This window comes from Runella rosea (assembly GCF_003325355.1).
Taxonomy (GTDB): domain Bacteria; phylum Bacteroidota; class Bacteroidia; order Cytophagales; family Spirosomataceae; genus Runella; species Runella rosea.
Genome location: NZ_CP030850.1, coordinates 923,537 through 936,086 on the forward strand (window position 1 = coordinate 923,537; position 12,550 = coordinate 936,086).

11 protein-coding genes are annotated in these 12,550 nt (G+C 41.9%); 5 read left to right on the top strand and 6 right to left on the bottom strand.

Annotated features, from left to right (window positions below):
• Position 1: 1 nt before the first annotated feature.
• Both DR864_RS04000 and DR864_RS04005 read right to left on the bottom strand, forming a co-directional pair.
• Complete coding sequence (locus tag DR864_RS04000) at positions 2-667, bottom strand: C39 family peptidase (protein ID WP_114065739.1); 666 nt, start codon at positions 665-667, stop codon at positions 2-4.
• Between the two features lie 109 nt (positions 668-776).
• The gene (locus tag DR864_RS04005) at positions 777-1,055 is read right to left on the bottom strand and encodes a hypothetical protein (RefSeq protein ID WP_114065740.1); all 279 of its coding nucleotides are present in this window, start codon (positions 1,053-1,055) and stop codon (positions 777-779) included.
• A gap of 161 nt (positions 1,056-1,216) precedes the next feature.
• Here DR864_RS04005 and DR864_RS04010 point away from each other — a divergent pair, with 161 nt between their 5' ends.
• Positions 1,217-3,322: a sensor histidine kinase gene (locus DR864_RS04010; RefSeq protein ID WP_114065741.1), complete on the top strand. Its 2,106-nt coding sequence runs from the start codon at positions 1,217-1,219 to the stop codon at positions 3,320-3,322.
• Here the strand turns inward: DR864_RS04010 and DR864_RS04015 are convergent.
• Positions 3,319-4,398 carry a hypothetical protein gene (locus DR864_RS04015; protein WP_162793544.1) on the bottom strand — a complete coding sequence of 360 codons (1,080 nt, stop codon included), beginning with the start codon at positions 4,396-4,398 and terminating at the stop codon, positions 3,319-3,321. The genes DR864_RS04010 and DR864_RS04015 overlap by 4 nt on opposite strands.
• A gap of 105 nt (positions 4,399-4,503) precedes the next feature.
• Between DR864_RS04015 and DR864_RS04020 the strand changes: the two genes are divergently transcribed.
• Positions 4,504-6,570, top strand: coding sequence for a hypothetical protein (locus DR864_RS04020; protein WP_114065743.1), 2,067 nt, complete (start codon positions 4,504-4,506; stop codon positions 6,568-6,570).
• A gap of 70 nt (positions 6,571-6,640) precedes the next feature.
• Here the strand turns inward: DR864_RS04020 and DR864_RS04025 are convergent, their stop codons facing one another.
• Both DR864_RS04025 and mog read right to left on the bottom strand, forming a co-directional pair.
• A complete protein-coding gene (locus DR864_RS04025) occupies positions 6,641-7,912 on the bottom strand; it encodes a beta-1,2-mannosidase (RefSeq protein ID WP_114065744.1) in 1,272 nt (423 codons plus the stop codon).
• A 145-nt stretch (positions 7,913-8,057) separates the two neighbouring features.
• On the bottom strand, positions 8,058-8,582 hold the full coding sequence (gene mog / locus DR864_RS04030) for a molybdopterin adenylyltransferase (RefSeq protein WP_114065745.1): 525 nt from the start codon (positions 8,580-8,582) through the stop codon (positions 8,058-8,060).
• A gap of 166 nt (positions 8,583-8,748) precedes the next feature.
• On the opposite strand from mog, the gene DR864_RS04035 reads away from it, so the two are divergent.
• The 3 genes from DR864_RS04035 (at position 8,749) to DR864_RS04045 (ending at position 10,974) form a co-directional block, all read left to right on the top strand.
• Entirely contained in the window at positions 8,749-9,165 is a 417-nt protein-coding gene (locus tag DR864_RS04035; RefSeq protein ID WP_114065746.1) for a Fur family transcriptional regulator, read from the top strand.
• Positions 9,166-9,417: 252 nt separating this feature from the next.
• A complete protein-coding gene (locus DR864_RS04040; protein WP_114065747.1) occupies positions 9,418-10,122 on the top strand; it encodes an SRPBCC family protein in 705 nt (234 codons plus the stop codon).
• Between the two features lie 42 nt (positions 10,123-10,164).
• Positions 10,165-10,974, top strand: a complete 810-nt coding sequence (locus DR864_RS04045) for a hypothetical protein (RefSeq protein ID WP_162793545.1) — start codon at positions 10,165-10,167, stop codon at positions 10,972-10,974.
• Between the two features lie 141 nt (positions 10,975-11,115).
• On the opposite strand, the gene DR864_RS04050 is transcribed toward DR864_RS04045, so the two are convergent.
• A complete protein-coding gene (locus DR864_RS04050; RefSeq protein WP_114065749.1) occupies positions 11,116-12,408 on the bottom strand; it encodes a DEAD/DEAH box helicase in 1,293 nt (430 codons plus the stop codon).
• Positions 12,409-12,550 lie beyond the last annotated feature (142 nt).

The window sequence follows — 12,550 nt, forward strand, 5'->3', positions numbered from 1 at the left end:
CTCACGCATTTTGAAGGGGAGAAGTAAAGAAGCTGTGGGTCACTCTGCAACCCGTTACGCTGTCGATACCATTTGTGCTATTAGCATCCGCAACCGCTCCACCGTGACATTTGTAATTAGTTTGAAAAACTTCATAGGTCATAGTCGAGTATCCTTTTTCGAGACTGAAAGGGTCGTATACATACACCGTAACGTTCTGGTCATTGGGGGAAGCCATAGAAGATTCGTAGCCCGCAATAACTACAAAATGTCCAAATTTTGGAATTTTGATTTCTTGACCATCAATGTTAAAGTCTAGCGCGTGCTCAAGGGTTATTTCAAATTTATAGGCTACCAATCTACCCTGATCAATCTCCGCCATTAATTTATCAACAGGCAGAGCCCCAATCACAAAACTACTTGGTATATGAGTAGTTACAAAAGAGCCTTGGTTGTTTGGCGTAATCAAGTACCAAGGTTTATCACAATCAAGACTCTCTGGCGCATCACAGCAGTTTCCTGGCGAGGGTTCGATAGAAGCGCTCGCTACTTTACACTGTGTCCACTGACTCTCGGGGTCATAAAAATGGGCACAACTTGTTCCGACGGCAGCCCAGCACCAAGCAAATTGCTGCTGGGATTGCATGTTAAAATCTAAAACTTTTTTTTTATTTTTTTTGGTAGCCATAAGCAATACGAAGTGCCGAAAAAACACAAACGCTATTCTGCGCTTGTATGCTTTTCGGCAATATTAACCTTCTTGATAAAACTAGGCTTTAAGTATGGTTAGTATCTGATTACCAGGTACCTCCTCCCATATTATCGTCTGCTTCATTGTGCTGAACATCCTCCATAGATTCGTAAGGGAAAGCACTTTTCCCCTCAATGATCCGCTGCTTTGAAAGTTTACGAAGGGAACGTATTGTCCCTAGGGTCAGCTTATCATCGAGCTTGTTGTTAAGCAAATCGGTAATGTCGTCTTTGGTCAGGTTTTTAGCCTGTGTTGTCAAAAGTTCAATGTGTTTTTTGTCGCCTACGCGAATGAGTGCGTCTTTGAGTTTTTCTGAAGAATCCATAGTAGAGTGTAGGGTTTAGGTAAATAAGTAAGGATTGTATTGAGGAGAGACTGTTTTGTCACTACGTAAATGAATCTAAAAATATACTGTTTTCCAAAAATATACCATTTATTTTTTTATTAGCTTTGATTTTTACTTAATGTAGCCTAAAACTCTATCGTATGAGGATTTTTACTGTACTTTTTACCCTACTCCTTCTAACTTTAAAACCTTCCTTTTCACAACAGATTATTTTGAATCCACAACAAGCATTGACTATTACCAAAGATTTTCAACTTTTACCGGATTCAAACAAAACGTTAACAATTAAGGATATTTTAAAAAAAGAATTCAGCAACAGTTTCAGCACCGCGACTAGCACAACAACCAGAGGCCAAAACATTGATGTGTATTGGTTACGATTCACCGTCAAAAACGATACCGACCTCGACCAAGAATGGGTATTTGATTTCGAGAACTGGGCGTACGTCGATTTCTACCACCGAGAACAGGCCCGATACTATTTAAAAAAAACGGGACATCTTTACCCTCAATCGAAGCGGGATTATCCTGTGGCCAACAAAAACTATATCGTTTTGCCGCTGAAATCTGGCCAAACCACGGTTTGCATTGTTAGATTGGATTACCGTCTGAGTATCTCCAAAATCCCCAAAGATTTAAGCTTTGGGGTGTCTCCTCGGAAAATAACTGATGCACAGAACGCACTTTCTGGCAAAACTATCTTTGCTTTTTTAGGCATTTTTGCAATTATGTTTCTCTATAATTTATTCATTTTCATAGTCACACGCCTTAAAAGCTATGCTTATTATCTTTTAGTCTTACTATCAGCTTTTTATTTTACTTCCAGCAATTCTGGGTATCTACTATCACTCTTCAGCAGCGTAGACAACTTCCCTGTTTGGGCCTCAAAATTTGAATATATCGGCTCCGCTTTAGGAAATATTGCCTATTTTCTTTTTGTTCAGAGCCTGATGAGTACCAAAGTAAGGTACCCAAAACAGAATAAAATTTTGAATATTCTGGTGTTGTTAAACGCAATCAATTGTATTCTTTTTTATATCTTTTTTGAAGCCGCATTTACCCTTCTATTGTTAGTTACTATCATTGGTTTTGTATTCATACTTGTATTGGGTATTAGATGTATAAAGGATAAAATTCCATCTGCGGGTTATTTTTTAGTTGGATATTTAATCAACATGATGGGGGTGATATGCATCATACTAGTCCTAACGGGTGTATTACCCAAGAATGAATTTACTTTTGAATTCTCCGTACCGCTCGGCTTATTGGGAGAAGTTATGCTGTTTGCGTTTGCTTTGGCAAATATGATCAATGTATTGAGAAAGGATAACGAGGAAAAGCAAAAGAAAAACATAAAACAACTCCTTGAAAATCAAGAATTACAGACTAAAGTAAATAGAGAACTAGAGCAAAAAGTGGCAGAAAGAACTGATGAACTCAATCGGTCATTGAATCAGTTAAGAATTACCCAAGATCAATTAATTCTGAAAGAAAAGTTGGCTTCGCTCGGAGAACTTACCGCCGGAATTGCACACGAAATTCAAAACCCACTCAATTTTGTTAATAATTTTTCAGAGCTTTCCATTGATTTAGCGCAAGAACTGAAAGAAGAAATAGCGAAACCCACTATTGACCAGGGGCTTGTCAGCGACCTGATTGATGATTTGACGCAAAACCAGCAAAAAATACATCATCATGGTCAACGTGCAAGCGGTATTGTAAAGGGAATGTTGGAACATTCGCGTACAGGTATTGGCGAAAGGCAACTTACAAATCTCAATGGGTTGGCCAATGAATACCTGCAAATTGCCTATCAAGGAATGCGAGCAAAAGACGCGGCTTTTGAGATTGAATTGATTACAGATTTCGACACCAATCTTCCCAAAACTGAAATTGTCCCCCAAGAATTAGGGCGGGTTTTGCTCAATCTCTATCAAAACGCTTTTTATGCTACCCACGAAAAAAAACAACAGCAACATATCGATTACCAGCCGACAATCTGGGTGAGTACCCAAATTGTTAAAAATATGATTGAACTAAGGATAAAAGATAACGGAACCGGCATTCCTAAAGAGAATATCACGAAGATTTTTCAACCTTTTTTTACCACAAAAGCAACAGGAGATGGGACTGGTTTGGGGCTATCAATCAGTTATGATATCGTCACAAAAGGCCACAGCGGCGAATTAATCGTTGAGAGCGAGAAAGGAAGCTACTCAGAATTTATTGTCAGACTTCCAATTTAAGGAGTTCTCAAAACGGGACGCAAGAACATCGGATAGGCCTTCGCTATGGGAGGTCTATCTGGTTCAAAAATGATTTTGATATAACTCAACATCTTTTTGATTTTCACCCTTTTGGGGATGTTTTCTGGCTCTTTAAGTATCCGATCTGGCCATGACCAAAAATGGGAAGGAGTTTCTACCTCAACGTATCCATTCCACTCCAAAACTGCCTTTCTTTTAGCAATAGAACAAAGCCCTAAATCACATAAATTTTGGGTAAATTCTGAAAGATGTTTCTCCAAGTTATCAAGATGAAAATGCCACTCTATACCGATTTTCTGGGAAAACTTTCCGTCAAAATCCATGGAAAGCCCATATATGCGGCACGATTTTGACCAGGGTGCCCATGTAGCTTCCAACTCTTCAATATTTCCAGGCCATTCCAAAAAATGTAAAATCTGGATAACCTCTTCAAAAGTGTAGATTTCTAGATAAAGCCTGATTGTTGGTTGGTTATTTCGTTTGTTGATACCAATCGTACCCACCCTGCATGAGGAAGGAAGTGAACGTACAATTGCATAAAATTTTTCCTTCACCTCTGTCGAAAGTTCATTATCAAGAAGAGATAGCGTTTTTGAAATAACTTCTGCTTTTATATCCTGATCACGATCCAAGAAATTATTTAAAAAAGAGATATAAAGCCAAGGTACCGGCGGTGACGGTATTTGTAAATCTGCGATATCATACACTTCTGATAGTTCTCCCAAAATCGGCTTCAGAAAAAAATGTTCTTTTGTCCATAAAACGCAAAAATCCCGAATTTTGTCACGCATTCCCGAGTAGGCTTGATTTTCAACAAATGCTCCTTCAGGTTGCCAATCTCTCATCGCAACGTGCTCATTTATACGCGGATTGATGCAAATATTAAAATCGACCCTTGGTTCATTTGCATCCAACCAACACTCAAAAGCTCCAAACGATAGAACGGGTAGCCGCTCTGCAATGGCTTGAATGCGATTCATATAAAGCGGAGATATCAAATCCGAAGAAATCCATGGTATAAGAAAATCCAGGTAATTGGCTAGGGTCGGTTTCATCAGCAACGTACTTTTAGTTCCTAATGTAGAGAATTGTATTTGGCTGACAAAATTTACCCAACGGTTAATTTCTTTTTTTACTTTAGAGCATCAATCCTCAAACTTATGAGTCAGTTCGACTTTCCGCGTATCAATTTTTACGGCCAAGCATTCATTAATCCGGGCACGGCAAACAACAATCTTTTGCTACCGTTGCTCACCTACGACCCCATTCAGGTAAAAGCCATTTTACCACCGAGGATTTACCTGTCGCCTGATTTGCTTTTGTTGCATAAATTGGGCGGATTGCCAGTTCCTGAAGATTCGCCTGTTAATTATGACGAAAGCGTTCAGCCTTACATCGAAATTCAGCCGATTGATACTCCTGAAAAATACAAAGCATGGGCAAAAACCCCTTTGGGGAAATTCTCATTGGACGAACCTTACCATGAACTGTATCAATTGGTAAGGACAAAACGAAACCAACAACCTTTGACGGGAAACCTGCCCGCAGGATGGAATTATTACGGTGGGATGGAATTTGGTTTTGAAGATGTGAAAGTTGGAAGTGTCGCGGTGCCTGTTTCTCAAACAGAACATCAACTTTTTACGTCCAACACCCCTGATTGCCCCAACGAAATTGTGGCCATTTTGGGGGCTACAATTGACTTAAAAAACGACAAAGGCCGAAACTCCGCCGTCATGATTGATATACTTCCTACGCTCGCCTTTTATTCTCAGGTATTTTGTGATGTATTTCACGTCCAAAAAGACGGCTTATCCCTGCTCAAAGGCACCCCAAAAAAAGCTTCTCTGCGTTTTTTTAATAAGGAAAGAATCCTCAACCAAGAAGGCGTTTTCGGGGCTTCAGGTACATTTTTCTCCGTTATTCCAATAGAAAATTTAATCAATAGCGTCCACTCTCCCATATTTTCCCTCTTTCAAAATTACCAACCGAAAACGACCCTCATCAAAGGGGTATTCATTCAGTACACTTTGTTTGAAGTGAAAGAAGACCGCACGATAGACTACCACACATTGGGAGAAAAAGCCAATCCTGCTTCAGCAACTTTGACCGGTTGTATAACGCCTTGGTACGAGGACGATATGATGTCGATTGCGATGGGCAGACAATTATTACCCGAAATACCTTTCTTCAATAAAAAAAAGCTTGCCTCTTTTGTTTGTCGCATAGATACCCAGCGCAGGACGGTTTCATTAGATATGTCGGGAAGCATTCCTGAGCAATTGGTGCAAGAATACCCCACCCCTGTCTATGAGACCTATCCGTTGGGGGAATTGACGTTGAAGTTATTGGAAGAAGAAAACCAAGAGACCGAACTGGGGACGTTCCACATTTCTCCCAGTTATTTTGACCGTAATCACCTGCTAATCAACGGTGGCCTGATTGAAGTCTCATTTAAAGACAAGGTTTTTTTGACCGCTGAAAGATTAGAGAAAGGAACGTTATTGCTTTATGGAAACTCAAAAACTTCCGAGGATTCGAGTGAAATAGCGGTTTTATTAATGAAAGAAAGTCCTTTTATGATTGCCTCCGACCAAGCGGGCATGTACGCAGAGCAAGGGCAAACAGAGGATGAGTACCGTTGTTATGATTTCCAGAAAGAACCGTGCCAAGTCAGAGTATATCAACGAGGCAAACCATTTGTAGGTGACATATCACTGACAATCATGGAGTTGAAAATGACAGGGGTGAGTGCCTCGGCCACCGTAAAACCCTTTTTGATTACGCAACATTTTCGGGACAAACAAACGCTTACTTTCCCGACTGAGCAAGCCGCCAACGCGATGTACGTATTTTATCCAGCGCCGCCGCCCGTTATATCCGAAGATTTAGTCTCCGAAATACAACGGACTGGTTTCTTCGTCAGTCTCAGGGTATTACCTAAAAAGGAATTTGGGAAGTACCTTGACCCATCTCACACCGACTACCCAACTCGCGTTACTTTTGAGGTTTTATACAAAGAATTGCTACAAACCTCCGACCTCATCTTTCCTATGTCGTCACTGATTACACCGTTTACGGAGGCTTATTTTAAGAAAGGAGGAGCGTTTATCAAACAAAGAATGGCACCCGAAAACTGGACAAATGCCACGTATATGCCCTCAAGCAGGGATATGTCGACGGAGCAATGGCTGCTGTTTTGTAAATGGTTGGAAGAGATTAAATAACAAAAAACGGTTTTCCCATTCATCCGATAAAATCAGATAACATGAGAAAACCATTTAGGTATTGTAGTCTCTACACTCCCTTCGCAATCTTATCCAATCGCACCACCGACTGTACCATTGAGCGTACATCGTGGTAGTTGATTTTCCAAGAGTGGCTCATGTGCTTCCAGATGGGTTCGCCTTCGCGGGTCATCAGCGGCCACCATTCGCCCAAGGAATGATTTATCATTTTATCAAAAACAAAACGGTGGATGTTTTCGTAGGCTTGCAGGTACTTTTCATCTTTGAGGAAACGATAGGCATCCAACATCCCGATGAGCATTTCCGCCTGTTGCCAAAACTCCTTTTCTTTATCATATACCTGTCCAGCGTGCGAGCCTTCCACGTATACCCCGCCAAATTCCCAATCGACGCCGTTTTCCACAGCGTGGGTGTACGATTTCGTGATTTGGTCGCGGTAGGTATCATACGGCAATCCTAAAATATCTAAGGCGTGCATCAGAAGCCACGCAAATTCTGAATTGTGCCCATAACTGGTATTGTCTTCGGCGGCTGATTTGAGGCCATCGGGGTTGAATCGGTCCCACCCCCAAACAATGTCAAACTTGATTTGCGGAGCCACGCTCCAATCTGCCCAAAACTGCGGAATACCCGTTCCATATTCAGGATGCATCACACGATTTACCAGCAACTCAATGGTTTCCAGTAGTTTACGACGATGAATTTCTTTCCCCGTACATTCATACAACGTCGTGTAGGCTTCCATCAAGTGCATGTGTACGTCAAGTGTTTTGCGGTCACCGCCCGCGGCACCTGGCCCTTTGAGCGTCCAATCGCGGTTAAACATCTCAAAATAACCACCGTAGTGGGTATCAACGGCGTATTTTTGGAGCAAATCAAAGGTTTTTTCGGCGTATTCTTGTCCGCGTGGGTCACCCGTAGCCAAGGTGTATTCACTCAATGAGTAAATGCAAAAACTGAGTCCATAGACAATTTTCTGGTCAATGGTCACTTCGCCTTTGCGATTGGTCATCCAATAAAACCCACCGTACTCGTTGTCCCACATGTTGTTGATTAAATAATCCACCCCGTGGCGCGCCATTTCGGCCAAAACCCCATCCCCATACCCCGCACGGTGGGCTGAAGAGTAGGTAAAAACGGAGCGCGATTGCGCAATCAACGATTTCTCATCTTCGCCCGAATCGTGCCCAAACTGGTCAAAGTGAGTGAGAAAGCCACCGTTTTCTTTGTCAACGGTGCGGGTAATCCAAAAGGGAAGCAAGCCGCCGGTAAGATACGTTGCAATTTCCTGACGGAGAGACGCAATTTTTTCAGAAGTCATAGTTAAAGGTAATGATTGATGTATTTATTGACTCTAAAATGCCAAATAGTGCATAAAATACTGATTCAATCTTCATTCAGGCTATTTCTTTGCGTATAACTTTCAACGTCGGCTCCCTCGCTCCTGATGCTGAATTTTCCCCTCATTACGATTTCGGCCTGAATACCTTTATGACCGTTTCATTGACTTCCAAATAAGGTCCTCCAATCAAATCAATGCAATACGGAATGGCTGGAAAAACGGCGTCTAAGCACTGCCGAATAGCCGATGGTTTGCCGGGAAGGTTCACAATCAGTGCTTTACCACGAATACCCGCCGTTTGGCGCGACAGGATGGCGGTAGGAACGTACTGCAAACTCACTTGCCGCATCAGCTCACCAAAGCCGGGCATCATTTTATGGCAAACGGCTTCGGTCGCTTCGGGTGTGACATCACGCGGGGCGGGGCCGGTGCCGCCGCAAGTTACCACTAAACAGCAACCTTCGCGGTCAGCCATTTCTACAAGCGCCTGACTGATAAGATGTTGCTCATCAGGAATAACGCGATACACGGGCTCCCATTGGCTGGTCAGATATTCGTTAAGGGTAGAGACAATGGCTTTTCCCGGAATGTCCTCGTACACTCCCGCGCTGGCACGGTCAGAAACATTGATAATGCCGATTTTTATCATGAATTCAGAAATTAAACGTGGTAATTTTGATAACTTCCCGAAAGTTGAGAACTTTCGGAGGGTTTAAATTAGTTTAACTGTAACAAGGCTGGCGTTGGAAAGTTTATCGATATAAATTTCCCAATCCCAAAACAGCCACCAACAACTGGTTAAGGGATTCCTTCCTATGAATACATTCGCCAAAGATACATTACGTTTACACGAATTGCGCCATACGGGCTGCCGTGAAGATATTTTAGATATACTACACAACCGTGATTCGGCACTATCGCACGGAGATTTGGAAAACGGCTTGCAGGACCGCTACGACCGTGTAACGATTTATCGTACTCTAAAAACGTTTGTTGATAAAGGCATCATTCACAAGGTATTAGACGAGGACGGCCTCCGCTACGCGCTTTGCAAAGAAGTATGTCATGACCACGATCACCACCACGACCATGTCCATTTTAAATGTGAACTCTGCGGAAAAACAACCTGCTTGGACCAAGTGCATATTCCTTCCGTAAAACTTCCGCAGGGATTTGCCACCAAAGAAGTCAACCTGTTGATTCAGGGGGTTTGCCCCATTTGCAGTGCTTAGGGATGTAATATTTTGCATATTGACAGATCAAACTTTCTGTGCTACAATTGTTTTTCAAACTGCGCCGTCCGTCGTACCATTGGCCGAAGCGTAACTTCTTAGGTCTCAGCAATATGTTTTCGTCTACGGGGCAAACAATCTTAACCATCGGAATGTTATGGTCTTTAAGGCCGTGTGTTTCACTCAAAAAATAAGCACGGGTACTGTTTTCTCTTACGTTCTTTCCCCTCATCCTCTTTATAATTTTAAGGCATGATAACTTTCCGCGATTGGCAATTAAACAATGAAAAATGGTTGGACCAGGACCATACGTTAATGACAACCGATGAAGGGTGGAAAGAAAGAGGTAAAAAGAAAGATATTACGATTTGGCAACGCCCATTTGCCGATGATAAAAATGACTTATTTAGGTGGAGAATCCCCAACGTAGCTGCCAATCACGACGTTGTATTTGATGTATTTGTCAATAAAATGATTGATTATCACCAGTATTGGACTGCCGAATATACGGGCGGTTTTGTAGTGGAAGAAATCGACGACAACACGAAAATCATTTATCAACAATTCAATCCAAACATCCCGTTTATTTCAAAACGAGACCTTCTATATATTCAATGGTCTAGGAAAATAGACGACGAAACAACCCAAACAAGCTTTAAGTCAATTGTCTGGGAAAGTATGCCCGTTCCAACTGGTTTTGAGAGAATAGACTGGTGGGGAGGCCATCTATTTGAAGCAAATACGGATGGCACAAGTCAATTGGTGCTCATTGACCGAGAAAACCAAGGGGGAAATTTCCCTTCAATTATCATGAATAAAATCATGCCTCAATACCTCACCCACCAATTTGAAAGTATCATCCATTTTTTTAATAAGGGAGGCACCAAAGCGCATGAAAAATTGCCTGATACAAAAAATACTGCTCTTAAAATGAAACACTTATTCATGGCCACTTAGCCGTCTATTCTACGCAAACCCTAAACTACCTAAACCTTCCCCATGATGTCTCTGATTAACCGTTTGTTTGATTTTGAAGCGGTTATTAACCAAATATGGTTGATAACACTTATTGGAATGGCAGTCCTGTATGTTTTATGTAACATTCTGCCCGATAGAATTGTGGGCGTTTTTTTGCCCCTGCATAATGTATTTAAGCCCCAAACCAATGTTGATTTAGATTACCAATCCATTGGATACGCTCTTTTGCATACCACATGGGTTACCCGAATTACCCATTCTACGGTCATAATTGATGCCGTTTTGTGGTTTGTCATTTTTGAGAGTTGGCATTGGAGTGTATCATTAATTATACTGCTTATCATGCTCGTACAATCTGTGTTTATTGGGGATAAAAAATTTGGCGTTTTCTTTATTTTAATGGGTATCGCCACTTATATCAGCGCTATTTATCTCATCCAATTTTTAGGTTTACCCAACGCGGTCTTGTTAGCCAAAGTCGTATTGATGTTGGGCGGTTTAATGCGGATGTTAAGTCATTCTGCAGAACTTATACCCCCACTTTTGCTCAACAAATCAGACCAATTCCAAAAATTATCGGCTAAAAATATCAACTGGAAAATTCCCCTTTCGTCGGTTATTGGCTATGTCGGCGAATTCGGGAGCGGCCTTCCGAATCGAATTTTACCCGTTCAGGTGAATTATTTGTATCAAACTGTTTTTGGCATTAAACCCGAAACCACACTGGCTTGGAAAGAGGTAGAAGTATCCGCTCAAAAAGTTTTAACAGGAGGTTATTCACAATTAAATTCGTTGAAAAATTACTTCAATAGTGTTGTGAATGGCCAATAAATTACCACTATCATAGCTATCGCTGCATTTTTAGCACAAATTTACCCATGTAGATAATATAAAACCGCCTCTTACTGAGGCGGTTTTATGTTATTTACAATAGAAGAAATATATCCCAATCTTACGAGAAAGGGTAGGTTTTTATCGGCTTCTCTTAAACCAAGGCTTCTTATCCCGGTCAGTCGTTGCGCCTGAAGGTTTGGACTGATTTTGTGAATGCGAATTCGGTCGACTCGGACGATTACCTCGGGCAACATTATGTGGCTTGGGCGCTTCGTTACCGGGCTTCTGACTTAATGGAAAAGGATGTTCTTCCACCACTGGAATCACCTTGGCAATCAGCTTTTGAATATCTTTCAACGAACCTCTTTCTTCATTATCACAAAACGAATAGGCGGTTCCTTTGGCTCCTGCCCTCCCCGTACGTCCAATCCGGTGCACGTAAGTTTCGGGAATCTCGGGAATCTCAAAATTAATCACGTACGCCAATTCATCCACATCTATTCCGCGAGCCGCAATATCGGTCGCCACCAACACCCGAGTGGTTTTTTCCTTGAAGTTGTTCAACGCATTTTGACGGGCATTCTGCGATTTATTGCCGTGAATTGCTTCCGCCTTAATCTCATGACGTAATAGCACCTTCACCACTTTATCAGCCCCGTGCTTTGTACGGGTAAAAACCAAGGCCGTTTCAATGGATTTATCCTCCAAAATGTGGAGCAACAACGCATTTTTATTGTCTTTATCAACAAAAAACACGGATTGCTGAATGATATCAACGGTCGAAGAAACGGGCGTCACTTCTACTTTTTCGGGTTTAACCAAAATAGTATCGGCCAGCTTTACGATTTCGGGAGGCATCGTTGCCGAAAAGAACAAAGATTGGCGTTGCGGAGGAATCACGGCAATGATTCTCCGAACATCGTGTACAAAGCCCATATCAAGCATCCGGTCGGCTTCATCCAACACGAAAATTTCAAGGTGCTTTAAACTTACAAAACGCTGCGCCATCAGGTCAATCAATCGACCTGGGGTTGCGATTAAAATATCTACGCCATTTTGCAAAGAATCCGTTTGACGTAATTGTTTTACCCCACCAAAAATCACGGTATGCTTTAATCCCGTATGACGGCCATAGGCGGCAAAACTTTCACCGATTTGGATGGCTAACTCACGGGTTGGGGTCAAAATAAGTGCCTTGATGGTACGCTTTTCGCGGCGAGTAGCGTGCGTTTGGCGCTGCACCAACAACTGAAGAATGGGAATGGCAAAAGCCGCCGTCTTACCAGTTCCTGTTTGGGCGCATCCCAACAGGTCTTTTCCTTCAAGTACGATCGGAATGGCTTGTTCTTGTATGGGTGTGGGGGTAGTGTAGCCTTCTGTTTTTATTGACCTCAGAATAGGCTCTATTAAATTTAATGAATCAAATGTCATAAGAATGTGATAAACGACCTGCCAAATCAAAAGTTAGGACGGAGCAGATCAGCATTAGGTACTGTTTTATAAAAAAAACCTCCCATATCTTACAGGCAAAGTTACCCGGATATGGAAGGTCTTTCTGCGAATTGCGTTCAAA

Bases quoted from the DNA above. Each gene is read 5' to 3' on its own strand.
- DR864_RS04000 (WP_114065739.1), bottom strand. From the start codon at position 667: ATGGCTACCAAAAAAAATAAAAAAAAAGTTTTAGATTTTAACATGCAA.
- DR864_RS04005 (WP_114065740.1), bottom strand. From the start codon at position 1,055: ATGGATTCTTCAGAAAAACTCAAAGACGCACTCATTCGCGTAGGCGAC.
- DR864_RS04010 (WP_114065741.1), top strand. From the start codon at position 1,217: ATGAGGATTTTTACTGTACTTTTTACCCTACTCCTTCTAACTTTAAAA.
- DR864_RS04015 (WP_162793544.1), bottom strand. From the start codon at position 4,398: ATGAAACCGACCCTAGCCAATTACCTGGATTTTCTTATACCATGGATT.
- DR864_RS04020 (WP_114065743.1), top strand. From the start codon at position 4,504: ATGAGTCAGTTCGACTTTCCGCGTATCAATTTTTACGGCCAAGCATTC.
- DR864_RS04025 (WP_114065744.1), bottom strand. From the start codon at position 7,912: ATGACTTCTGAAAAAATTGCGTCTCTCCGTCAGGAAATTGCAACGTAT.
- mog (WP_114065745.1), bottom strand. From the start codon at position 8,582: ATGATAAAAATCGGCATTATCAATGTTTCTGACCGTGCCAGCGCGGGA.
- DR864_RS04035 (WP_114065746.1), top strand. From the start codon at position 8,749: ATGAATACATTCGCCAAAGATACATTACGTTTACACGAATTGCGCCAT.
- DR864_RS04040 (WP_114065747.1), top strand. From the start codon at position 9,418: ATGATAACTTTCCGCGATTGGCAATTAAACAATGAAAAATGGTTGGAC.
- DR864_RS04045 (WP_162793545.1), top strand. From the start codon at position 10,165: ATGATGTCTCTGATTAACCGTTTGTTTGATTTTGAAGCGGTTATTAAC.
- DR864_RS04050 (WP_114065749.1), bottom strand. From the start codon at position 12,408: ATGACATTTGATTCATTAAATTTAATAGAGCCTATTCTGAGGTCAATA.